Annotated in this window: 19 protein-coding genes; 9 read left to right on the top strand and 10 right to left on the bottom strand. The window is 53.0% G+C overall.

Annotation, left to right across the window (positions count from 1 at the left end; genetic code table 11):
* The first annotated feature begins 76 nt into the window (after positions 1–76).
* From rplK to MRY16398_RS27415, 9 genes are all read left to right on the top strand, one after another.
* Positions 77–505 carry a 50S ribosomal protein L11 gene (gene rplK / locus MRY16398_RS27455; protein WP_006688357.1) on the top strand — a complete coding sequence of 143 codons (429 nt, stop codon included), beginning with the start codon at positions 77–79 and terminating at the stop codon, positions 503–505.
* A 3-nt stretch (positions 506–508) separates the two neighbouring features.
* Complete coding sequence (gene rplA, locus MRY16398_RS27450; RefSeq protein WP_039076861.1) at positions 509–1213, top strand: 50S ribosomal protein L1; 705 nt, start codon at positions 509–511, stop codon at positions 1211–1213.
* Positions 1214–1627: 414 nt separating this feature from the next.
* Positions 1628–2125, top strand: coding sequence for a 50S ribosomal protein L10 (gene rplJ, locus MRY16398_RS27445; RefSeq protein WP_007704673.1), 498 nt, complete (start codon positions 1628–1630; stop codon positions 2123–2125).
* A 66-nt stretch (positions 2126–2191) separates the two neighbouring features.
* Positions 2192–2557 (top strand): 50S ribosomal protein L7/L12, encoded by a 366-nt coding sequence (gene rplL / locus MRY16398_RS27440; RefSeq protein WP_002884142.1) that lies wholly within the window; start codon positions 2192–2194, stop codon positions 2555–2557.
* Between the two features lie 320 nt (positions 2558–2877).
* Positions 2878–6906, top strand: coding sequence for a DNA-directed RNA polymerase subunit beta (gene rpoB / locus MRY16398_RS27435; protein WP_039076860.1), 4029 nt, complete (start codon positions 2878–2880; stop codon positions 6904–6906).
* Between the two features lie 76 nt (positions 6907–6982).
* On the top strand, positions 6983–11206 hold the full coding sequence (gene rpoC, locus MRY16398_RS27430) for a DNA-directed RNA polymerase subunit beta' (RefSeq protein ID WP_039076859.1): 4224 nt from the start codon (positions 6983–6985) through the stop codon (positions 11204–11206).
* Positions 11207–11725: 519 nt separating this feature from the next.
* On the top strand, positions 11726–12979 hold the full coding sequence (locus MRY16398_RS27425; protein WP_052249179.1) for a PTS ascorbate transporter subunit IIC: 1254 nt from the start codon (positions 11726–11728) through the stop codon (positions 12977–12979).
* Positions 12980–13035: 56 nt separating this feature from the next.
* Entirely contained in the window at positions 13036–13359 is a 324-nt protein-coding gene (locus tag MRY16398_RS27420; protein ID WP_039076858.1) for a cupin domain-containing protein, read from the top strand.
* A 151-nt stretch (positions 13360–13510) separates the two neighbouring features.
* Positions 13511–14575, top strand: coding sequence for an alpha/beta hydrolase family protein (locus MRY16398_RS27415; RefSeq protein WP_125125553.1), 1065 nt, complete (start codon positions 13511–13513; stop codon positions 14573–14575).
* On the opposite strand, the gene MRY16398_RS27410 is transcribed toward MRY16398_RS27415, so the two are convergent.
* From MRY16398_RS27410 to thiC, 10 genes are all read right to left on the bottom strand, one after another.
* A complete protein-coding gene (locus tag MRY16398_RS27410; protein ID WP_336513206.1) occupies positions 14493–15440 on the bottom strand; it encodes a helix-turn-helix domain-containing protein in 948 nt (315 codons plus the stop codon). The genes MRY16398_RS27415 and MRY16398_RS27410 overlap by 83 nt on opposite strands.
* Before the next feature lie 244 nt (positions 15441–15684).
* A complete protein-coding gene (locus MRY16398_RS27405; protein ID WP_039076855.1) occupies positions 15685–16005 on the bottom strand; it encodes a PTS lactose/cellobiose transporter subunit IIA in 321 nt (106 codons plus the stop codon).
* Between the two features lie 4 nt (positions 16006–16009).
* Entirely contained in the window at positions 16010–16315 is a 306-nt protein-coding gene (locus MRY16398_RS27400; protein ID WP_039076854.1) for a PTS sugar transporter subunit IIB, read from the bottom strand.
* Between the two features lie 119 nt (positions 16316–16434).
* The gene (locus tag MRY16398_RS27395) at positions 16435–17997 is read right to left on the bottom strand and encodes a sensor domain-containing diguanylate cyclase (protein WP_039076853.1); all 1563 of its coding nucleotides are present in this window, start codon (positions 17995–17997) and stop codon (positions 16435–16437) included.
* Positions 17998–18260: 263 nt separating this feature from the next.
* Positions 18261–19415 (bottom strand): 2-iminoacetate synthase ThiH, encoded by a 1155-nt coding sequence (thiH, locus tag MRY16398_RS27390; protein WP_071193731.1) that lies wholly within the window; start codon positions 19413–19415, stop codon positions 18261–18263.
* Positions 19412–20182, bottom strand: a complete 771-nt coding sequence (gene thiG / locus MRY16398_RS27385; protein WP_039076851.1) for a thiazole synthase — start codon at positions 20180–20182, stop codon at positions 19412–19414. Before thiG ends, thiH begins: the two co-directional genes overlap by 4 nt.
* A gap of 1 nt (position 20183) precedes the next feature.
* Positions 20184–20384 (bottom strand): sulfur carrier protein ThiS, encoded by a 201-nt coding sequence (gene thiS, locus MRY16398_RS27380; RefSeq protein WP_039076850.1) that lies wholly within the window; start codon positions 20382–20384, stop codon positions 20184–20186.
* Entirely contained in the window at positions 20365–21123 is a 759-nt protein-coding gene (locus MRY16398_RS27375; RefSeq protein WP_079498751.1) for a HesA/MoeB/ThiF family protein, read from the bottom strand. The genes thiS and MRY16398_RS27375 overlap by 20 nt, the downstream gene beginning before the upstream one ends.
* Positions 21116–21751, bottom strand: a complete 636-nt coding sequence (thiE, locus tag MRY16398_RS27370; protein WP_107224571.1) for a thiamine phosphate synthase — start codon at positions 21749–21751, stop codon at positions 21116–21118. The genes MRY16398_RS27375 and thiE overlap by 8 nt, the downstream gene beginning before the upstream one ends.
* Positions 21751–23646, bottom strand: coding sequence for a phosphomethylpyrimidine synthase ThiC (gene thiC, locus MRY16398_RS27365; RefSeq protein ID WP_125125551.1), 1896 nt, complete (start codon positions 23644–23646; stop codon positions 21751–21753). Before thiC ends, thiE begins: the two co-directional genes overlap by 1 nt.
* Between the last annotated feature and the right edge of the window lie 36 nt (positions 23647–23682).

Raw genomic sequence — 23682 nt, 5'->3', positions numbered from 1 at the left:
TGGGTCCCGTACCCGTAAAACGAATTTAAACACGGGGAGCCCTTCCGGGCGCTATAACCCAAACGAGGAATTTAGAATGGCTAAGAAAGTCCAGGCCTACGTCAAGCTGCAGGTTGCAGCTGGCATGGCAAACCCGAGCCCACCGGTTGGTCCGGCTCTGGGTCAGCAGGGTGTTAACATCATGGAATTCTGTAAAGCGTTCAACGCGAAAACTGATTCCATGGAAAAAGGTCTGCCGATTCCGGTTGTTATTACCGTTTACGCTGACCGTTCTTTCACTTTCGTTACCAAAACGCCTCCGGCAGCAGTTCTGCTGAAGAAAGCGGCTGGTATCAAGTCTGGTTCCGGCAAGCCGAACAAAGACAAAGTGGGTAAAATTTCCCGCGCTCAGCTGCAGGAAATCGCGCAGACCAAAGCTGCCGACATGACTGGTGCCGACATTGAAGCGATGACTCGCTCCATTGAAGGTACTGCACGTTCCATGGGCCTGGTAGTGGAGGACTAAGAAATGGCTAAACTGACCAAGCGCATGCGCGTGATCCGTGACAAAGTTGATGCGACCAAACAGTACGACATCAACGAAGCTATCTCTCTGCTGAAAGAGCTGGCCACTGCTAAATTCGTAGAAAGCGTTGACGTTGCTGTTAACCTCGGCATCGATGCGCGTAAATCTGATCAGAACGTACGTGGTGCTACTGTACTGCCGCACGGTACTGGCCGTTCCGTTCGCGTAGCCGTATTTACTCAGGGCGCAAACGCTGAAGCTGCTAAAGCTGCAGGCGCTGAGCTGGTAGGTATGGAAGATCTGGCAGACCAGATCAAAAAAGGCGAAATGAACTTTGACGTTGTTATTGCTTCCCCGGATGCAATGCGCGTTGTTGGCCAGTTGGGCCAGGTTCTGGGTCCGCGTGGCCTGATGCCAAACCCGAAAGTGGGTACTGTAACGCCGAACGTTGCTGAAGCGGTTAAAAACGCGAAAGCAGGTCAGGTTCGTTACCGTAACGACAAAAACGGCATCATTCACACCACCATCGGTAAAGTGGATTTTGACGCTGACAAATTGAAAGAAAACCTGGAAGCTCTGCTGGTTGCGCTGAAAAAAGCAAAACCGACTCAGGCGAAAGGCGTGTACATCAAGAAAATCAGCATCTCCACCACCATGGGTGCCGGTGTTGCAGTTGATCAGGCTGGCCTGAGCGCTTCTGCAAACTAATACCTTTACGTGGGCGGTGAATTTGTCTACAATTTTACCCCCACGATTCTGTTGAAAGATACAGACGCTATGCGAGTCATTTGAATTGCGGCAAGGCGGCAAGCGAGTGAATCGCCAGGAGCATAGTTAACTATGTGACTGGTGTGAGCGAGAGCAGGCAACGCAGCAGCAATTCGAAGGACGAAGTCATAGACAAGATTTGTTCGTTGGAGCCTGGCCTATCCAGGCCTCCGTCGAAGACCGCAGGTGTTTCGTAAGAGACTTAATCCCCTGCGTAGACGGTGACAGAACGCTAAGATTATTTTTTATACTCTGGCTTGTTTCTGCTCACCGTATTAAGACGCTCTTCTCGTTGGGAAGAGTGAAGTGAGTTCCAGAACATTTTGTTCTGGCAAACATCCAGGAGCAAAGCTAATGGCTTTAAATCTTCAAGACAAACAAGCGATTGTTGCTGAAGTCAGCGAAGTAGCCAAAGGCGCGCTGTCTGCGGTTGTTGCGGATTCCCGTGGCGTTACCGTAGATAAAATGACCGAACTGCGTAAAGCAGGTCGCGAAGCCGGCGTATACATGCGTGTTGTTCGTAACACCCTGCTGCGCCGTGTTGTTGAAGGTACTCAGTTCGAGTGCCTGAAAGACGCGTTCGTTGGTCCGACCCTGATTGCATACTCTATGGAACACCCGGGCGCTGCTGCTCGTCTGTTCAAAGATTTCGCGAAAGCGAATGCAAAATTTGAGGTCAAAGCCGCTGCCTTTGAAGGTGAGTTAATCCCGGCATCCCAGATCGATCGCCTGGCAACTCTGCCGACCTACGAAGAAGCAATTGCACGCCTGATGGCAACCATGAAAGAAGCTTCGGCTGGCAAACTGGTTCGTACTCTGGCTGCTGTACGCGATGCGAAAGAAGCTGCTTAATCGCAGTTATCTTTGTAACGCATTCGCTTACGTATAAACTTATTCTGATATTCAGGAACAATTTAAATGTCTATCACTAAAGATCAAATCATTGAAGCAGTATCCGCTATGTCCGTAATGGACGTTGTTGAGCTGATCTCTGCAATGGAAGAAAAATTCGGTGTTTCCGCTGCTGCTGCTGTAGCTGTAGCTGCTGGCCCGGTTGAAGCTGCTGAAGAAAAAACTGAATTCGACGTAATTCTGAAAGCTGCTGGCGCTAACAAAGTTGCTGTTATCAAAGCAGTACGTGGCGCAACTGGCCTGGGTCTGAAAGAAGCTAAAGACCTGGTTGAATCTGCACCTGCTGCCCTGAAAGAAGGCATCAGCAAAGACGACGCCGAAGCACTGAAAAAATCTCTGGAAGAAGCTGGCGCTGAAGTTGAAGTTAAATAAGCCAACTTTTCTGGTTGAAGCCTGAGAAATCAGGCCGATGGCTGGTGACTTTTTAGTCACCAGCCATTTTGCGCTGTAAGGCGCCAGCAGCATTTCACACTGTTTGACTGCTGGTAGTCCTGACAATGTTTGTTTCTATCGACGACTTAATATACTGCGACAGGCGCCTCGCTCTGTGTAAATCGCAATGAAATGATTTAAGCGTGATAGCAACAGATATTGCGGAAAGTATTCGATTTTCCGGTCAACAAAATGGTGTTGCATAAACTGTCCCTCCGATGGACAGAGTGGGTCGACTTGTCAGCGAGCTGAGGAACCCTATGGTTTACTCCTATACCGAGAAAAAACGTATTCGTAAGGATTTTGGTAAACGTCCACAAGTTCTGGACATTCCATATCTCCTTTCTATCCAGCTTGACTCGTTCCAGAAGTTTATCGAGCAAGATCCTGAAGGGCAGTACGGCCTGGAAGCGGCTTTCCGCTCCGTGTTCCCAATTGCCAGCTATAGCGGCAATTCTGAACTGCAGTACGTCAGCTACCGTCTTGGCGAACCTGTATTTGACGTTAAAGAATGTCAAATTCGTGGCGTAACCTATTCCGCACCGCTGCGCGTAAAACTGCGTCTGGTGATCTACGAGCGCGAAGCGCCGGAAGGCACCGTTAAAGACATTAAAGAACAAGAAGTGTACATGGGCGAAATTCCGCTCATGACCGACAACGGTACTTTTGTCATCAACGGTACTGAGCGCGTTATCGTTTCTCAGTTGCACCGTAGTCCTGGCGTTTTCTTCGACAGCGACAAAGGCAAAACCCACTCTTCTGGTAAGGTGCTTTATAACGCGCGCATCATCCCTTACCGTGGTTCCTGGCTGGACTTCGAGTTCGATCCGAAAGACAACCTGTTTGTTCGTATTGACCGTCGTCGTAAATTGCCTGCGACCATTATTCTGCGCGCACTGGATTACACCACTGAGCAGATTCTTGATCTGTTCTTTGAAAAAGTTGTCTTCGAAATTCGCGACAACAAGCTGCAGATGGAACTGGTGCCGGAACGCCTGCGTGGCGAGACTGCATCTTTCGACATCGAAGCTAACGGTAAAGTCTATGTAGAAAAAGGCCGCCGCATTACTGCGCGCCATATTCGTCAGCTGGAAAAAGACGAGATTCAGCACATCGAAGTACCGGTTGAGTACATCGCTGGTAAAGTCGCGTCCAAAGATTACGTGGATGAGTCTACCGGTGAGCTGATCTGCCCGGCGAACATGGAGCTGAGCCTGGATCTGCTGGCTAAACTGAGCCAGTCTGGTCACAAGCGTATCGAAACGCTGTTCACCAACGATCTGGACCACGGTCCGTACATCTCTGAGACTGTACGCGTCGACCCAACCAACGATCGCCTGAGCGCGCTGGTAGAAATCTACCGCATGATGCGTCCTGGTGAGCCGCCGACTCGTGAAGCTGCTGAAAGCCTGTTCGAGAACCTGTTCTTCTCCGAAGACCGCTACGATCTGTCCGCGGTTGGTCGTATGAAGTTCAACCGTTCTCTGCTGCGCGACGAGATCGAAGGTTCCGGTATCCTGAGCAAAGAAGACATCATCGAAGTGATGAAGAAGCTCATCGATATCCGTAACGGTAAAGGCGAAGTCGATGATATCGACCACCTCGGCAACCGTCGTATCCGTTCCGTTGGCGAAATGGCGGAAAACCAGTTCCGCGTTGGCCTGGTCCGCGTTGAGCGTGCGGTGAAAGAGCGTCTGTCTCTGGGCGATCTGGATACCCTGATGCCTCAGGACATGATCAATGCCAAGCCGATTTCTGCGGCAGTGAAAGAGTTCTTCGGTTCCAGTCAGCTGTCTCAGTTTATGGACCAGAACAACCCGCTGTCTGAGATCACGCACAAACGTCGTATCTCCGCACTCGGCCCAGGCGGTCTGACCCGTGAACGTGCAGGCTTTGAAGTTCGAGACGTACACCCGACTCACTACGGTCGCGTATGTCCTATCGAAACGCCTGAAGGTCCGAACATCGGTCTGATCAACTCCCTGTCCGTGTACGCACAGACTAACGAATATGGCTTCCTTGAGACGCCGTATCGTAAAGTGACTGACGGCGTTGTGACCGACGAAATTCACTACCTGTCTGCTATCGAAGAAGGCAACTACGTTATCGCTCAGGCGAACTCCAACCTGGATGACGAAGGCCACTTTGTAGAAGATCTGGTTACCTGCCGTAGTAAAGGCGAATCCAGCTTGTTCAGCCGCGACCAGGTTGACTACATGGACGTATCCACCCAGCAGGTGGTTTCCGTCGGTGCGTCCCTGATCCCGTTCCTGGAACACGATGACGCCAACCGTGCATTGATGGGTGCGAACATGCAACGTCAGGCGGTTCCGACTCTGCGCGCTGATAAGCCGCTGGTTGGTACCGGTATGGAACGTGCTGTTGCCGTTGACTCCGGTGTTACTGCGGTTGCTAAACGTGGTGGTATGGTTCAGTACGTTGATGCGTCCCGTATCGTTATCAAAGTTAACGAAGACGAGATGTACCCAGGCGAAGCCGGTATCGACATCTACAACCTGACCAAGTACACCCGTTCTAACCAGAACACCTGTATCAACCAGATGCCGTGTGTCTCTCTGGGTGAGCCAATCGAGCGCGGCGACGTGCTGGCAGATGGCCCGTCCACTGACCTTGGTGAACTGGCGCTCGGTCAGAACATGCGCGTCGCGTTCATGCCGTGGAACGGTTACAACTTCGAAGACTCCATCCTCGTATCTGAGCGTGTTGTCCAGGAAGACCGTTTCACCACCATCCACATTCAGGAACTGGCGTGTGTGTCCCGTGACACCAAGCTGGGGCCGGAAGAGATCACCGCTGACATCCCGAACGTGGGTGAAGCTGCGCTCTCCAAACTGGATGAATCCGGTATCGTTTACATCGGTGCGGAAGTGACCGGCGGTGACATTCTGGTTGGTAAGGTAACGCCGAAAGGTGAAACCCAACTGACCCCAGAAGAAAAACTGCTGCGTGCGATCTTCGGTGAGAAAGCGTCTGACGTTAAAGACTCTTCTCTGCGCGTGCCAAACGGTGTCTCTGGTACCGTTATCGACGTTCAGGTCTTTACCCGCGATGGCGTAGAAAAAGACAAACGTGCACTGGAAATCGAAGAGATGCAGCTCAAACAGGCCAAGAAAGACCTGTCTGAGGAACTGCAGATCCTCGAAGCCGGTCTGTTCAGTCGTATCTACGCGGTGCTGGTTTCCGGTGGCATCGAAGCTGAGAAGCTCGACAAACTGCCGCGTGACCGCTGGCTGGAACTCGGCCTGACCGACGAAGAGAAACAAAATCAGCTGGAACAACTGGCTGAGCAGTATGACGAACTGAAACACGAGTTCGAGAAAAAACTCGAAGCGAAACGCCGCAAAATCACCCAGGGCGATGATCTGGCACCAGGCGTGCTGAAAATCGTTAAGGTTTATCTGGCCGTTAAACGTCAGATCCAACCGGGTGACAAAATGGCAGGTCGTCACGGTAACAAGGGTGTTATCTCGAAGATCAACCCGATCGAAGATATGCCGCACGATGCTAACGGTACGCCGGTAGATATCGTACTGAACCCGCTGGGCGTACCGTCTCGTATGAACATCGGTCAGATTCTGGAAACCCACCTGGGTATGGCTGCGAAAGGTATCGGCGATAAGATCAATGCCATGCTGAAACAGCAGCAAGAAGTCGCGAAACTGCGCGAATTCATCCAGAAAGCGTATGACCTCGGTGCCGATGTTCGTCAGAAAGTTGACCTGAACACCTTCAGCGATGAAGAAGTACTGCGTCTGGCTGAGAACCTGAAAAAAGGTATGCCAATCGCAACGCCGGTATTCGACGGTGCGAAAGAAGCTGAGATTAAAGAGCTGCTGCAACTGGGTGACCTGCCGACTTCCGGTCAGATCACACTGTATGACGGCCGCACCGGTGAACAGTTCGAGCGTCCGGTAACCGTAGGTTACATGTACATGCTGAAACTGAACCACCTGGTCGACGACAAAATGCACGCTCGTTCTACCGGTTCTTACAGCCTGGTTACTCAGCAGCCGCTGGGTGGTAAGGCGCAGTTCGGTGGTCAGCGCTTCGGGGAGATGGAAGTGTGGGCGCTGGAAGCTTACGGCGCCGCCTACACCCTGCAGGAAATGCTCACCGTTAAGTCTGATGACGTGAACGGTCGTACCAAGATGTATAAAAACATCGTGGACGGCAACCATCAGATGGAACCGGGCATGCCGGAATCCTTCAACGTACTGTTGAAAGAGATTCGTTCGCTGGGTATCAACATCGAACTGGAAGACGAGTAATTCTCGCTCAAACAGGTCACTGCTGTCGGGGTAAAACCCGACAGCAGAGTGTGCTAACTCCGACGGGAGCAAATCCGTGAAAGACTTATTAAAGTTTCTGAAAGCGCAAACTAAAACCGAAGAGTTTGATGCGATCAAAATTGCTCTGGCTTCGCCAGACATGATCCGTTCATGGTCTTTCGGTGAAGTTAAAAAGCCGGAAACCATTAACTACCGTACGTTCAAACCTGAGCGTGACGGCCTTTTCTGCGCCCGTATTTTCGGACCAGTAAAAGACTACGAGTGCCTGTGCGGTAAGTACAAGCGCCTGAAACACCGCGGTGTGATCTGTGAGAAGTGCGGCGTTGAAGTGACCCAGACTAAAGTGCGCCGTGAGCGTATGGGCCACATCGAGCTGGCGTCTCCGACTGCTCACATCTGGTTCCTGAAATCTCTGCCGTCCCGTATCGGTTTGCTGCTGGATATGCCGCTGCGTGATATCGAACGTGTTCTGTACTTCGAATCCTATGTGGTTATCGAAGGCGGTATGACGAACCTGGAACGTAACCAGATTCTGACCGAAGAACAGTATCTGGACGCGCTGGAAGAGTTCGGTGACGAATTCGACGCGAAGATGGGTGCGGAAGCTATCCAGGCCCTGCTCAAGAGCATGGATCTGGAGCAAGAGTGCGAGCAGCTTCGTGAAGAGCTGAACGAAACTAACTCCGAGACCAAGCGTAAGAAGCTGACCAAGCGTATCAAATTGCTGGAAGCGTTCGTACAGTCTGGCAACAAGCCGGAGTGGATGATCCTGACCGTTCTGCCGGTTCTGCCGCCAGATCTGCGTCCGCTGGTTCCGCTGGATGGTGGTCGTTTCGCAACGTCCGATCTGAACGATCTGTATCGTCGCGTTATTAACCGTAACAACCGTCTGAAACGTCTGCTGGATCTGGCTGCGCCGGACATCATCGTACGCAACGAAAAACGTATGCTGCAGGAAGCGGTTGACGCCCTGCTGGATAACGGTCGTCGCGGTCGTGCGATCACCGGTTCTAACAAACGTCCTCTGAAATCTTTGGCCGACATGATCAAAGGTAAACAGGGTCGTTTCCGTCAGAACCTGCTCGGTAAGCGTGTTGACTACTCCGGTCGTTCTGTAATCACCGTAGGTCCATACCTGCGTCTGCATCAGTGCGGTCTGCCGAAGAAAATGGCGCTGGAGCTGTTCAAACCGTTCATTTACGGCAAGCTGGAACTGCGTGGCCTGGCCACCACCATCAAAGCCGCGAAGAAAATGGTTGAGCGCGAAGAAGCTGTCGTTTGGGATATCCTGGACGAAGTGATCCGCGAACACCCGGTACTGTTGAACCGTGCGCCAACTCTGCACCGTCTGGGTATCCAGGCCTTTGAACCGGTACTGATCGAAGGTAAAGCTATCCAGCTACACCCGCTGGTTTGTGCGGCATACAACGCCGACTTCGATGGTGACCAGATGGCTGTTCACGTACCGCTGACGCTGGAAGCCCAGCTTGAAGCGCGTGCGCTGATGATGTCTACCAACAACATTCTGTCTCCGGCGAACGGCGAACCAATCATCGTTCCGTCTCAGGACGTTGTACTGGGTCTGTACTACATGACCCGTGACTGTGTTAACGCCAAAGGCGAAGGCATGGTGCTGACTGGCCCGAAAGAAGCTGAGCGTATTTATCGCGCTGGCCTGGCCTCTCTGCATGCGCGCGTTAAAGTGCGTATCACTGAGTATGAAAAAAATGCACAGGGCGAATTTACGTCTAAAACCAGCCTGATCGATACGACCGTTGGTCGTGCGATCCTGTGGATGATCGTGCCGAAAGGTCTGCCGTTCTCTATCGTGAACCAGCCTCTGGGTAAAAAAGCGATCTCCAAAATGCTGAACACCTGTTACCGCATTTTGGGTCTGAAACCGACCGTTATCTTTGCTGACCAGACGATGTACACCGGCTTTGCTTATGCAGCGCGTTCAGGTGCATCTGTTGGTATCGATGACATGGTTATCCCGGAGAAGAAACACGAAATCATCTCCGAGGCGGAAGCCGAAGTGGCTGAGATCCAGGAGCAGTTCCAGTCTGGTCTGGTTACCGCAGGCGAACGCTATAACAAAGTTATCGATATCTGGGCTGCGGCGAACGATCGTGTATCCAAGGCGATGATGGACAACCTGCAGACCGAAACGGTTATCAACCGTGAAGGTAAAGAAGAGCAGCAGGTTTCCTTCAACAGCATCTACATGATGGCCGACTCCGGTGCGCGTGGTTCTGCGGCACAGATTCGTCAGCTTGCTGGTATGCGTGGTCTGATGGCGAAGCCGGATGGCTCCATCATCGAAACGCCAATCACCGCGAACTTCCGTGAAGGTCTGAACGTACTCCAGTACTTCATCTCCACGCACGGTGCGCGTAAAGGTCTGGCGGATACCGCACTGAAAACAGCGAACTCCGGTTATCTGACGCGTCGTCTGGTTGACGTTGCGCAGGATCTGGTTGTGACCGAAGACGATTGTGGCACTCTCGAAGGTATCACCATGACCCCGGTTATCGAGGGTGGTGATGTTAAAGAGCCACTGCGCGATCGCGTACTGGGTCGTGTAACGGCAGAAGATATTCTGAAGCCGGGTACAGCAGACATTCTGGTTCCACGCAACACGCTGCTGCACGAGCACTGGTGTGACCTGCTGGAAGCGAACTCTGTTGACTCCGTCAAAGTGCGTTCCGTTGTATCCTGTGACACCGACTTTGGTGTATGTGCGCACTGCTACGGTCGTGACCTGGCGCGTGGCCACATCATCAACAAAGGTGAGGCCATCGGCGTTATCGCGGCGCAGTCCATCGGTGAGCCGGGTACACAGCTGACGATGCGTACGTTCCACATCGGTGGTGCGGCATCTCGTGCGGCTGCTGAATCCAGCATCCAGGTGAAAAACAAAGGTAGCATCAAGCTCAGCAATGCGAAGTCTGTTGTTAACTCATCAGGCAAGCTGGTTGTGACCTCTCGTAACACCGAGCTGAAACTGATCGACGAATTCGGTCGTACCAAAGAGAGCTATAAAGTGCCTTACGGTGCTGTTATGGCGAAAGGTGATGGTGAGCAGGTTGCTGGCGGTGAAACCGTAGCAAACTGGGATCCGCACACCATGCCGGTAATCACCGAAGTAAGTGGTTTCATCCGCTTTACTGACATGATCGACGGCCAGACCATTACTCGTCAGACTGACGAGCTGACCGGTCTGTCTTCTCTGGTGGTTCTGGATTCTGCTGAACGTACTACCGGTGGTAAAGATCTGCGTCCGGCACTGAAAATCGTTGATGGTCAGGGTAACGACGTTCTGATCCCTGGCACTGATATGCCTGCGCAGTACTTCCTGCCAGGTAAAGCGATTGTTCAGCTGGAAGATGGCGTACAGATCAGTTCTGGTGACACCCTGGCGCGTATTCCGCAGGAATCCGGCGGTACCAAGGACATCACCGGTGGTCTGCCGCGCGTTGCGGACCTGTTTGAAGCACGTCGTCCGAAAGAGCCGGCAATCCTGGCTGAAATCAGCGGTATCATTTCCTTCGGTAAAGAAACCAAAGGGAAACGTCGTCTGGTTATCACCCCGGTAGACGGTAGCGATCCGTACGAAGAGATGATTCCGAAATGGCGTCAGCTCAACGTGTTTGAAGGTGAACGTGTAGAACGTGGTGACGTGGTTTCCGACGGTCCGGAAGCGCCGCACGACATTCTGCGTCTTCGTGGTGTTCACGCGGTTACGCGTTACATCACCAACGAAGTACAGGACGTTTACCGTCTGCAAGGCGTTAAGATTAACGATAAACACATCGAAGTTATCGTTCGTCAGATGCTGCGTAAAGCGACCATCGAAAATGCAGGTAGCTCCGACTTCCTGGAAGGCGAGCAGGTTGAATACTCCCGCGTCAAGATTGCGAACCGCGATCTGGAAGCGAACGGCAAAATCGGTGCGACCTTCTCGCGCGATCTGCTGGGTATCACCAAAGCGTCTCTGGCAACCGAGTCCTTCATCTCTGCGGCATCGTTCCAGGAGACCACGCGTGTCCTGACCGAAGCAGCCGTTGCGGGCAAACGCGACGAACTGCGTGGCCTGAAAGAGAACGTTATCGTGGGTCGTCTGATCCCGGCAGGTACCGGTTACGCGTATCACCAGGATCGTATGCGTCGTCGCGCAGCGGGTGAACTCCCGGCTGCACCGCAGGTAACTGCTGAAGATGCGTCTGCCAGCCTGGCAGAACTGCTGAACGCAGGTCTGGGCGGTTCTGACAACGAGTAATCGTTGCTGACACGTTAATATAAGTTAAGCTGCACCCCAAAGGTTGGATCTCAACTGACTAAGGTGCAGTTTTTTTTGCCTTTTTTGTGCCCGCTTTTTATTGCCCCTCTCTGAATCACTCCTCTGGCGTTCTGCCAGCACCAATAAGTAAAATCTTGGATTAATTAAAATGAAATGGTGTTTTAGTTGTGTTCGTCACAATTTCTTTTCCCCTGTTTGTTAAAATACGCACCGTTAGCAGATGTTTTATCCAAGCCATTTTCATGACCAGAAATAAGGGGCTCTATTTTCATATCCTGATAGTAAGTCTTAAGCTCAAATTTATAACGACTGGTTAATTTTAATCAGCGCATCTCTATATCATTAAATAATGCAATCTTTCTATGGATTGCCAATTATAAAAATAATTCTGGGATTTATTTCTCAGGAACCGGCTCGTTTCAATATTACTGAAATGCTAAATAAAAGATACAAATCATTATCAGTTAATAATCAATGCTTACGGTGAAAGGGTTTATTATGGATTACGTAATTAAAATATTAGGCACCCCTGCAATAATAATTGCTTTTATTGCTTTTCTGGGTCTGGCGTTACAAAAAAGTAGCATTACGAATATTATCAAAGGCACACTCCTTGCTTTTATCGGCTTTGTATTAATTAAAACGGGTGGGAGCATACTTGGTGGTGTTCTGACCATGTTCAGCGACCTGTTCACTAATGCGTTTGGCTTGCGGGGCGTTGTCCCAAGCAATGAAGCTATCATGGCGTTGACTATTGACAAGCTCGGTCGGCCTGCCGCATTTATTCTGTTTTTCGCGATGATTATTAACGTCCTGCTGGCACGCTATACCCGTTTTAAAGCGATATATCTGTCACTGCACCTGATTGTCTTTATGTCCTTTTCCGTGACAGCCGCCCTCGTTGGCCTTGGCTACGGTGAGCAATTTGCTATTATTTTTGGCTCTGTGGTTATTGGTACCTACATGGCCGTTTTTCCTACTATATTGTCACGTTTTAGCCGAAAAATTATCGGCCACAATGAGTATTGTATAGCCCATGCTGCATCCAGTTCCTATATTATTGGTTCTTACTTAGGTAAATGGTTTGGCAATACCGCGACGAACGTTGAAGAAGTTAAAGTTAGCGATAAATTTAGTTTCCTCAAGAATGCTGATGTTGCCACTTTTCTGACCATGTTCTGTTTGCTGGGCATTTCTTCTATATTCGCTGAACATGCTTTTCTCGATAAAATGTTAGCGGGCAAACCTTATCTGGTTTGGTTATTAGAAAAATCAGCGACGTTTGCGGGTGGTTTGTACATTGCCAAGAAAGGCGTGGTCATGTTCACTGAGGAAATCGTACCTGCTTTTAAAGGCTTTTCTCAAATTGTTGCGCCCGGCTCCATTCCGGCAGTGGATCCGATGGTGTTGTTTGATAAATCTCCGAACGCGGTTCTCATCGGTTTTCTGGTGAGCTTTATGGCGGAGCTGTGTTGCGTTGCGCTGTTCCCGTTCATTGGCCTGCCGGTGATTATCCCTGGCATCATGGCGAGTTTTATTACTGGTGGCAGTGCTGCTATTTTTGGTAATGCGACCGGTGGCTTGCGAGGCGCATTGATCGCAAGTTTCGTAAACGGTCTGCTGCTGTGTGTTCTTCCAGCGTTGGTACTACCGTTATTCAGCCATCTGGGTGTTGACAGTGTGACCTTTGCTGACCCTGATTTCACATTCCTGTCAGCCATCATTAAATACACGTTTGGTTTGGCGCATTAATCGTGCTGTAGGCCTGAATACCAGGCCTGCAACTTCTGTTTTAGCGAGGTGTAAAAATGTTTATTTATAAAAAAGAGACGGTGCTGGAAGATCTGGGTAATGGCGTCAATCGCAGAATCCTGGCCCATGGCGGCACGATGATGGCGGTGGAGGTTAACTTTACCGAGGGGGCTGTAGGGCCGATGCATAGCCATCCGCATGAACAGCTCACTTATGTTTTGTCAGGACGCTTTAGCTTTACGATTGATGGCGTAACGAAAGAGGTTAGTGCCGGCGATACCCTCTACAAAAAGCCAAATGTTGTGCACGGTTGTGTTTGCCTGGAAGCCGGAACGCTGCTGGATACATTCACGCCGCAACGTGAAGACTTTTTGTCTTAAGCGCTTCTGGTCAGAATATAAGCAAAGACCCACTTCGGTGGGTTTTTTTACGTACAAAAACCATTAAAAAAGACCTCGATCGTGTTTCAGGACGCAAGCACAGGCTGCGGATGCTAGAAAAGCCGGGTGTTAACTCATCAGGAAAATCATTATGTATCGTCGTCTTACTTTGCTACTGCTTACTCTTCTTATCAGCTATTCCGCGTATGCGAATGTCGGTTTGAGACAACTGCAGATAAATGAAAACAGCAACCGTCCTCTTGATATCGCCCTGTGGTACCCAACAACAGACACCGGGAAAATCGAACGCATAGGAGAGAATGCCGTATTTCACGGTATTCCTGCACTTCGCAATGCGAAACCAACAGCACGGCAGCACCCCCTTTTGTTGCTTTCGCACGGTTACGGTGGCAACTGGCGCAATTTAAACTGGCTGGCTCAGGGAATGGCCTCTCAGGGTTATATTGTGGCGGCAGTTGACCATCCCGGCACCACCACTCGCAATAAAGAAGAAGTGGCAGCGCAGCAGTTGTGGGAACGTCCACGGGATTTGATTGCGATGCTGGACTACCTGTCTGATACACCCGCCATTGCCGGTGCTGTTGACCCCGAACGCATTGCGGCGGTAGGTCACTCTCTGGGAGGCTGGACAGTCATGGAGCTGGCTGGCGCGCAGTTTTCTGCGCCTCGCTTTTTGAAAGATTGTGAAACTCACCCGGCGCTGGGAGCCTGTAAACTCAAACACGTTCTGGGTATTGATAAGCCTGAATCACTGGCACCGTTGGCGGCAAGCCAACGTGACGTACGCATCAAAGCCGTTATTTCTCTGGATTTGGGACTGGCAAGGGGCTTTACCCCTGAGAGCCTTGCACAGGTTTCCGTGCCAGTGCTGGTTATGGGCGCGCAGGCCGACAGCGATGATGTTCCTGCACATCTGGAATCAGGCTACCTCTTTACTGCACTTGCGCAGGGGGATCGCCATCTGGTCAGCGTGACGGGAGCGACGCACTTTAGTTTTATGCAAGAATGTAAGCCAGGCGCCGTGGCAATGATTGAAGCCGCAGAACCCGGTGAGGGTATTGTTTGCCGGGATGGCGGACAGCTAAGCCGGCAGGCTATCCACCAGCAATTGTTTACGCAGATGAGTCAGTTTTTAAATCAGTCCCTGAACGACTCGCCTCAGCACGGCGAAAATCGCCAGGACTCATCCCGCTGACGCGCATAAATTCACGGTTAAAATTGGATTTTGTGGAGAAACCTGCGTCCAGCATGATCTGCGTGACAGGAGCATCTGACTGCACTAACAAGCGCTGTGCATACTGAATGCGAAAGCCATTAATCCACTGGGAGACATTGCAGCCCCGAGTGCGGTTGATGGCACGGGATATTTGTCGTGCAGGTGTCCCGGTTTTTCGTGCCAGCCCCTGTAATGAAAGATCCGGGTCAAGGAAAAGCTCGCGTGCCGTAAGCGCGTTTTCCAGATGCAGGCAGAGAGCATTGTCTTCTGGATCCACCACCTCTGGCCCGGTAACCTCCGCTGTCACGCAGAGGGGAGGTGGCGTGACTTTTCGTCCGGTGAACAAAATCGCCAGGCAAATAAATGGCAACAAGATACCTTGTGAAATAGCAACCAGCAGAGGCGCATGCTGCCCATGGTACTGGTTAAAATCATAGGCTATCGCTGCATCCGTCAGGCTCGAAAAACACAGGAAACATCCGGCGGCAAATGCCATCACCGAGGTTGTTGGCGAATCGCTAAGCCGCGTTAAGACAAAGGCATCGGCGCCCAACAGAGCAGTTCTGAGCAGCGCAATGCCGTACCCCAGATAAAGCAGCACCAGCACGGCATCCGTTGCCTCAGGCCAGGCAAGATTCGCCAGCAGGGCGAGGGTGGGCGGTATGATGGATGTTGAAATATGCCAGACGCGTTTTCGCCCGGTGAGATCGGTAAAGCAACGCCACACCAACGGCGGGAAAAGTATCGCCAGCAATGACTGAGCCTGGCGAAACACCATGGCGTCAAACGCCCAACGCAGGGCCGACATAATAACCAGTAGTGTGCAACCTGCGATGAAGTACATTACCCCTCGCGATTTCTCACCCGGCTGCAGGCAAACTTTGGCCAGTAAGATAAGCAGGAGAAAAAGAGTAAAAACGGGAAAAGGGAGCGAAGGCATCCTGGATCCTGATGTCGTTCAGCAGAAGAATGCTCATGTTGTGCCATAAATGGCAGAAAAAAACACGCCACCAGATAGCGCGTTGACAGGGGCTAAACAGCAAAATGCCCGACTCATCGGGCATCATGCATAACTGAGCAAGAGTTAATTATTGATTAACGGGCGGCAGGCGGCGGTACAGTTCAATCATGTCTCCCGCCAAATCCTGGATGACCATTGCATTCATCAAGTGATCCTGAGAATGCACGGTAATCAGGTTAACCGGCAATTTCCCGGCACCTTCATCAAGGCCAATAAGTTGTGTCTGGATTTTATGCGCGTGTTTGACGAATTCGCGGGACTCTTCCATCGCCTGTTCCGCACCGGCGAAATCGCCTTTACGCGCCAGTTGCAATGCCGTCAGCGCCTGGCTGCGCGCTGCACCTGCATTCACCAGCAGCTCCATAATGATGGTTTCTAAATCTTCCACGCGCTTACTCCATCAGCTTGAGGGCTTTTTCCAGAACGACATCGCCTTTCATCATGCCGTAATCCATCATGTCGATAACCGCGACTTTTTTGCCCAGCGGTTCGGCCTGCGCCTGCAACTTGGCCTGCTCATACTTTACCTGTGGCCCGAGCAGGACAATATCTGCGGTAGCGATGTTGTCTTTAAACTCAGCGACGGGAACGGCCTTAATGGAAACTTCTACCCCTTTTTTCTGCGCTGCGTCTTTCATGCGTTGAACCAGCATGCTGGTGGACATCCCCGCAGCACAGCATAAAACGATGTTTTTCATAGTCAGCCTCGATGTGGATGGGATAACTGATAATTATCCCGTGCTGGCCCCTTCAACAACCGCCTTTCCATGAATGTGTGTATAGCATCACAAACATTCACTGCGCTGTCTGAAACCGGTTACAAGGAGGTTGACGAATCGGCGGGAAGCGACTTATTACGCAATACGATTTGGTTTTTGCCTTGCTGTTTCGCCTGGTAGAGCGCCTCATCAACGCTATTCACCAGTTGCTCCAGCGGCTCCATTTGCCACTCACCCAGTCCGGCGCTGAATGTCACGGTCATTCCCTCTTCACGCCACTCACGGCTTGCCACGTTAATACGCCACTGCTCCAGTATCTGATGCGCGTTGGCGATGTGCTCTTCGGGGAAAATAACCGCAAACTCTTCGCCGCCGTAACGGTAGAGCGAGATATGTTGTGACTGCAGCACTTGCAACCCTTCCCGGGCAACATTACGCAGCACAATGTCGCCGCTCAGGTGTCCCCACGTATCGTTTATCGATTTGAAGTTATCAATATCGACCATCGCCAGCGCGAAGGGTTGGTGATCGTTCATCAGGGCGGCGATGTCGCTATCGAATGCCCGGCGATTCTTACAGTTTGTCAGGGCATCCATCGTGGCCTGCCTGACCCAGACCTGCTCCCGTTCTTTGCTACTGACTATCGCTTTGCTCAGCATCGCCTCCAGCTTCGGTGTCTGCTGTACATCCCCGGTTTTAATCGCATTAATAATATTGAGCAGGACTGTGCGGGAAGCGTAGCGCAGATACAGACCGAACAGGATAATAGTCATGGCCGCAACGCCAAACCCCCAACCGACCACCAGCGTTTCATCGCGCAGGAGATTTTCCAGCGTATCGCCCGGTACGATATAGATGGCAAACCAGTCCGGATTGGTCAGCGAGCTGTAATAAAGCCAGGTGTTACGTCGTTCGTCATGAAACATGCCCTCGCCGCTGTTCATCTCTTTCATTCGCGACTGCTGGGAAAACGCCTCGAAAAGGACGCCCGTATCCGGGTGCAGCATGACATGACCGCTACGGTCCACCACAAAAAACTCCCCTTGCATGGGGGATTGCATGGTTCGTAATCCATGGCTGATAGAGGCCAGATCCAGGTGAAAAGCCAGCGTGCCTTTGAGATTGCCCTCCGGGGAGACGACGGGCTTATATACCGTCACTGTCGGATGATGGGTAAAGTAATCTTCGTAAATATCCGTGTATTTGCTGTACGACGTCGCCTCGGCCTGACGAACGAACCAGGGGCGGGTTTTGGCGTCATAACGCTGACCCTCCTCGCTATCAAACACCACCGGGGCACGCAGGTAACGACCCTGAGGATCGGCCAGTGAAATAGAGGAGACAGAGGGCATTAGCCGCAGTAACTGCATCAGGGATTGTAATCCCTCAGGCGAGGTGAAATTTACCGCGCTATCGAGGCGGTTATAACGGGAAAAGTAGGCTGCGGCCTGGTTGAGAATATAGTCATTCTCCTGAAAAACGGCTTCGGCATAGTTGACCGCGATGTTATGCGTAAACGTCTGATTAACCTTGTGATAGTTATCAGTAATGTCTTTCCTTTGGCTTAAAATGACCAGCGTGGCAATGACGGCCAGGCAAAGAAAGATGCCGGTAAAACTCACCAGAATGGGTGTAGTGAACGAAAGTTTTCGGCTATACATGTTCGTTATCTTCGAGAGCGTTAGACAGTGACCTGGAAAGTATAGGCAAGCGTGGCGCGGTAAATAAAAAAGACGTTCAGTGCTGTTAATCTATTCAATTGGTTAATGTTACACCATGAGGCATAAATGAAGGGAAGTTTGCGCCGGGAAACGCGGGGTTGGCTGATTTATATCAAGCGACGGGAAAACAAGGTTAACCAAAGAGAGGCGGGGCGTAAGCGACAACGCCCCGATGAGTGTGATGCGCAGTGTCCCGAAAGATATCAGCGCGTAACGGCAACGTTGCCATTTTCTTGCGGCGTTCTTCCCAGCCAACTGTCCCAGTCTTTCCACACGGGCTGTAAACCACGCGCTGCCAGCGCGCTGGCCACCTCTTCTGGCCGCCGGTCATCATGCGGTGAAAACTGTTCCAGTTCCGGATGATTATCGGCATAACCGCCGGGCTGCGTTTTGGAAAACGCGCTGACGTTATTAATGGCCAGCGGTACCACATGATCACGAAACCAGGGTGATTCACGTGTTGAGAGTGACAGTTCGATTTCCGGCGAAAAGAGGCGGAAAGCGCAAATGGTCTGCACCAGTTGACGTTCGTCCATAAGAGAAGCCGGCTCGATCCCGCCAGCGCAGGGGCGTAAGCGGGGGAAGGAAACAGAAAAACGGCTTTGCCAGTAGTGCTGCTGTAACCACAACAAATGCTCGGCCATCATGTAGCAGTCCACCCGCCAGCTATCGGAAAGGCCAATTAACGCGCCAAGACCGATTTTATCGATACCCGCCTGGCCGAGCCTGTCCGGCGTCTCCAGTCGCCAGAAAAAATCCTGTTTCTTGCCGCGCAGATGATGCCGGGCATACTGTGCTTCATGCCAGGTTTCCTGATACACCATGACGCCATCCAGCCCCAGCGTTTTCAGTTCAGCGTATTCCTCCATGGAGAGTGGCTGTACTTCCATTTGCAAAGAGGCGAACTGGCGACGAATGGTTGGCAGGTGACGGCGGAAATAGTCCATTCCCACTTTTCCCTGATGCTCGCCGGTGACCAGCAGCAAATGTTCAAAGCCCATTTCGCGGATGGCTGCACATTCGCGTGCGATCTCTGATTCATCAAGCGTCTTGCGCTTGATGTGATTACTCATCGAAAAACCGCAGTAGGTACAGTCGTTGGCGCATAAATTAGAAAGGTACAACGGGACGTAAAAGCTCACCGTGTTGCCAAAGCGCTGGCGCGTGAGGCGCTGCGCTTTTTGTGCCAGAGGTTCCAGATATGCGCTGGCAGCAGGAGAGAGCAGGGCCATGAGGTCATCGCGGGTCAGGCGCGTGGCATTCAGGGCTCGCTCCACATCGGCTGCCGTCTTACTGTTAATGCGTAGCCGAAGATCATCCCAGTTCAGCGTGCGCCAGTAATCGGTAAATGTCTTCATGCGCTGGCCTCCAGAAAACCGGTCAGCGGGCTGGTGGCCACGGCATGGGAGTGGCGCGCGCCGGGGACCGCCTGGCGTGCCAGCATGCCGGCCTCAACTGCCAGACGGAACGCATGCGCCATTGTTACCGGATCGTCGGCCACGGCAATCGCCGTATTCACTAGTACGGCATCAGCACCCATTTCCAGTGCCTGTGTCGCATGGCTGGGTACGCCGATACCGGCATCAACCACCACCGGCACGGTTGCCTGCTCGATGATGATCTCCAGCATCGCTCGCGTTTCCAGCCCCTGGTTGGAGCCAATGGGAGCACCCAGCGGCATGACGGCGGCACAACCGACCTCTTCAAGACGCTTGCATAACACCGGGTCTGCGCCACAGTAAGGCAGCACGACAAACCCCTGTTTCACCAGTGCTTCCGCCGCCTTTAGCGTCTCGATAGGATCCGGCAAAAGCCAGCGTGCATCGGGGTGGATCTCCAGTTTCAGCCAGTGGGTACCCAGCGCTTCACGCGCCAGTTGGGCGGCAAAAATAGCTTCTTGCGCCGTTTTCGCCCCTGATGTGTTAGGCAGTAGCGTGACGCCTGCTGCCAGCAGTGGCGCGAGGATGGCATCGTTATGTTGACGCAAATCGACACGCTTCATCGCCAGTGTGACTAGCTGGCTGCCGGACGCGCGGATGGCATCGACCATCAGCGCTGCGTTGGCAAATTTCCCGGTACCGGTAAACAGGTGTGAATCAAATTGTTTATCTGCAATGCGTAACATCTCAGCCCCCTGCGATAACCTGAAAAAGCAGGATCTGGTCGCCGTCCTGCACGATATGCGCTTCCCACCGCTCGCGCGGAAGAATTTGCTGATTAAGCGCCAGCGCGGCGCCGGGTTTTAGCTGATCGAGTTGCTGCAACAGGGCCGAGACGGTCAGCGCGTCGTCGAGCTGCATGGGCGTGTCATTGAACTGAATGTGCATGCAGCCCTCCGCAAACCGGGCAGCCGCTGGCCCGGCGTAACGCCAGACTGCGCCAGTTGTTGGCGCGGGCATCAAACAGACGTAACTCGCTGGTGTTGGTATTCATACCGCTCAGAAGCTTGATCGCTTCGAGTGCCTGAAGGGTGCCCATCACGCCAACCACTGGGCCAATCACACCGGCGGTACGGCAGTTGCGTTCGGGCTCCAGTTCATCTGGCCACAAACAGCGATAGCAACCATGGGTCCACGGCGGTGTGAGCACCATCAACTGCCCCCCGAAACCCACGGCGCTGGCGGTAATCAACGGTGTACCGGTGCTGACGCAGGCGGCATTAATCGCCTGACGAGTCGCCATATTATCGGTGCAATCGAGTACCAGATCGGCATTGTCCACCGCGTGGCGCAATGCCTCGCCGGAAAGGCGCTGCTCAAGGGCGACCAGCGAAATTTCCGGGTTCAGCCGCCCCAGGCGCTGTTTGGTGACCTGCGATTTCGACCGGGCGATGTCGTCAGTGGTAAACACGATTTGCCGCTGCAGGTTACTCAGATGCACATCGTCGTCGTCGGCCAGCACCAGCGTACCCACGCCAGCGCCCGCCAGGTAGAGCGCGGCGGGGGAGCCTAACCCGCCCAACCCGATAATCAGCACCCGGCTGGCGAGCAGCTTTTGTTGCCCGTCGATGGCAATATCTTCCAGCAACATCTGCCGGCTATAGCGCATAAAGTCACGATCATTCATCGCCAACCCCCGCCAGAGCCAGTAATTGCGCCGTTGCCTCACGCCAGTCAGCCGCCTGGGTAATCGCGCTGACGACCGCTATGCTGCCAACGCCAGTTCCCAGCACTTCGGGCGCACGGGCAAGGCTTATCCCGCCGATGGCGACGGTCGGATAATCGGCAAGCCTTTCGATATGCCGCGCCAGTTGCTCCAGCCCCTGCGGCGCGGAGGGCATCTGTTTCGTCTGCGTCGGGAAGATATGCCCCAGGGCGATATAGGACGGGCGTGCGGCGAGCGCCACGTCAATTTCCATATCGTCGTGAGTCGATACGCCGAGGCGTAATTCCGCAGCTTGGATCGCCTTCAAATCGGTGGTTTCCAGGTCTTCCTGACCCAGATGTACACCGTAAGCGTTATGTTTTATCGCCAGCCGCCAGTAGTCGTTGATAAACAGGCGGGCATCGTAACGACGCCCCAGTGCAATGGCCGCTACAACGTCGGCTTCAACCTCTTCATCGCGTTTATCTTTGATACGCAACTGGATGGTGCGCACGCCGGCGTCGAGCAGGCGTTCAATCCACGCCACGCTGTCCACCACCGGGTAAAGGCCTAAGCGAAGGGGCACTCTCGGGAAATCGGGTTGATACATCAGACCTCCTCCTTTTTGAGATAGATCTCACCGCCTTTGGCACGGAAGTTTTCTGACATATCCGCCATCCCCACTTCGATGGTCTGGGCTGCGGCGTAATCGCGTACTTCCTGGCTGATTTTCATTGAGCAGAATTTCGGCCCGCACATGGAGCAGAAGTGAGCAACTTTGCCCGACTCCTGCGGCAGGGTTTCATCGTGATACGCACGGGCGGTGAACGGGTCGAGCGCCAGGTTGAACTGGTCTTCCCAGCGGAATTCGAAACGTGCTTTGGACATGGCGTTATCGCGGATCTGCGCGCCGGGATGGCCTTTGGCGAGATCCGCGGCATGCGCGGCGATCTTGTAGGTAATCAGCCCTTGCTTCACATCCTCTTTGTTTGGCAAACCGAGGTGCTCTTTTGGCGTGACATAGCAGAGCATGGCGCAGCCAAACCAGCCGATCATCGCCGCGCCAATCCCGGAGGTGAAGTGGTCGTAACCCGGCGCGATATCGGTGGTCAGCGGCCCCAGCGTGTAGAACGGCGCCTCATGGCAGTGCTCCAGCTCTTCGGTCATATTGCGGCGGATCATCTGCATCGGTACGTGGCCAGGGCCTTCAATCATCACCTGCACATCGTATTCCCAGGCAATTTTGGTCAGCTCGCCCAGCGTGTGCAGCTCGGCGAATTGCGCTTCGTCGTTGGCGTCCTGAATGGAGCCGGGTCGCAGGCCGTCGCCCAGCGACAGTGAGACATCATAGGCGGCGCAGATTTCGCAGATTTCGCGGAAGTGCTCGTAGAGGAAGTTTTCTTTGTGATGGGATAAGCACCATTTCGCCATAATCGAACCGCCGCGTGACACGATGCCGGTCAGGCGTTTGGCGGTCATCGGCACGTAGCGCAGCAACACGCCCGCGTGGATGGTGAAGTAGTCCACGCCTTGCTCAGCCTGCTCCAGCAGGGTGTCGCGGAACGCTTCCCATGTCAGGTTTTCGGCGATGCCGTTCACCTTCTCCAGCGCCTGGTAGATCGGTACAGTACCAATTGGCACCGGGCTGTTACGCAGGATCCACTCGCGGGTTTCATGAATATAGCGGCCCGTCGACAGATCCATCACCGTATCGGCACCCCAGCGGGTTGACCACACCAGTTTTTCCACCTCTTCCTCGATGGAGGAGGTGACCGCGGAGTTGCCGATGTTGGCATTCACCTTCACCAGGAAATTGCGGCCGATGATCATCGGTTCCGACTCCGGGTGGTTGATGTTGGCGGGGATGATGGCGCGTCCGGCAGCCACTTCGTCGCGCACAAATTCCGGGGTGATATTTTCTGGCAGGTTAGCGCCAAAGCCGTGGCCAGGATGCTGCTTGCGCAACACCTCACCGCGGATACGCTCGCGGCCCATATTTTCACGGATGGCGATAAACTCCATCTCCGGGGTCACCATCCCCTGACGCGCATAATGCAACTGGGTGACGCGCTGACCCGCTTTGGCCCGTTTCGGTGTCAGTAAGCCGCTAAAACGCAGGTCGTTCAGGCCGTCATCCGCAAGCCGCTCTTTGGTGTATACCGAACTGCGATCGCGCAGTTTTTCGGTATCGTCGCGGGCATCGATCCACGGCTGACGCAGTTTCGCCAGCCCCTGCTGTACATCGATAGCCACATTCGGGTCGCCATAGGGACCGGACGTGTCATAGACCGGAATCGCCTCGTTTTCTTCGTATTGAGGGTTGTCCTTCGAGCCGCCGATAAGCGTCGGGCTAAGCTGGATTTCACGCATCGGAACACGAATATCAGGCTGTGAGCCGGTGATGTAGATACGTTTTGAGTTCGGGAAAGCGGTGCCTTCCAGCGTGTCGATAAAATGCTGCGCCTGGGCGCGTTGTTCACGGCGTGTAAGTTGATTTGCAGACATAGCTCATTCCAAATGTTAAGGACGTGGCTTGTCAGA

This window comes from Phytobacter sp. MRY16-398, from assembly GCF_003925915.1.
Classification (GTDB): domain Bacteria; phylum Pseudomonadota; class Gammaproteobacteria; order Enterobacterales; family Enterobacteriaceae; genus Phytobacter; species Phytobacter diazotrophicus.
Note: the sequence above shows the minus strand (reverse complement) of the source record. Positions and strands in the feature narration are given on the sequence as shown.

Coding starts and splice junctions, on each gene's coding strand:
- MRY16398_RS27420 (WP_039076858.1), top strand. CDS start 13,036: ATGTTTATTTATAAAAAAGAGACGGTGCTGGAAGATCTGGGTAATGGC.
- thiH (WP_071193731.1), bottom strand. CDS start 19,415: ATGAAGACATTTACCGATTACTGGCGCACGCTGAACTGGGATGATCTT.
- thiS (WP_039076850.1), bottom strand. CDS start 20,384: ATGCACATTCAGTTCAATGACACGCCCATGCAGCTCGACGACGCGCTG.
- thiC (WP_125125551.1), bottom strand. CDS start 23,646: ATGTCTGCAAATCAACTTACACGCCGTGAACAACGCGCCCAGGCGCAG.
- rplK (WP_006688357.1), top strand. CDS start 77: ATGGCTAAGAAAGTCCAGGCCTACGTCAAGCTGCAGGTTGCAGCTGGC.
- rplL (WP_002884142.1), top strand. CDS start 2,192: ATGTCTATCACTAAAGATCAAATCATTGAAGCAGTATCCGCTATGTCC.
- MRY16398_RS27425 (WP_052249179.1), top strand. CDS start 11,726: ATGGATTACGTAATTAAAATATTAGGCACCCCTGCAATAATAATTGCT.
- rpoB (WP_039076860.1), top strand. CDS start 2,878: ATGGTTTACTCCTATACCGAGAAAAAACGTATTCGTAAGGATTTTGGT.
- MRY16398_RS27415 (WP_125125553.1), top strand. CDS start 13,511: ATGTATCGTCGTCTTACTTTGCTACTGCTTACTCTTCTTATCAGCTAT.
- MRY16398_RS27375 (WP_079498751.1), bottom strand. CDS start 21,123: ATGAATGATCGTGACTTTATGCGCTATAGCCGGCAGATGTTGCTGGAA.
- thiE (WP_107224571.1), bottom strand. CDS start 21,751: ATGTATCAACCCGATTTCCCGAGAGTGCCCCTTCGCTTAGGCCTTTAC.
- MRY16398_RS27410 (WP_336513206.1), bottom strand. CDS start 15,440: ATGTACTTCATCGCAGGTTGCACACTACTGGTTATTATGTCGGCCCTG.
- thiG (WP_039076851.1), bottom strand. CDS start 20,182: ATGTTACGCATTGCAGATAAACAATTTGATTCACACCTGTTTACCGGT.
- rplJ (WP_007704673.1), top strand. CDS start 1,628: ATGGCTTTAAATCTTCAAGACAAACAAGCGATTGTTGCTGAAGTCAGC.
- MRY16398_RS27395 (WP_039076853.1), bottom strand. CDS start 17,997: ATGTATAGCCGAAAACTTTCGTTCACTACACCCATTCTGGTGAGTTTT.
- rplA (WP_039076861.1), top strand. CDS start 509: ATGGCTAAACTGACCAAGCGCATGCGCGTGATCCGTGACAAAGTTGAT.
- MRY16398_RS27400 (WP_039076854.1), bottom strand. CDS start 16,315: ATGAAAAACATCGTTTTATGCTGTGCTGCGGGGATGTCCACCAGCATG.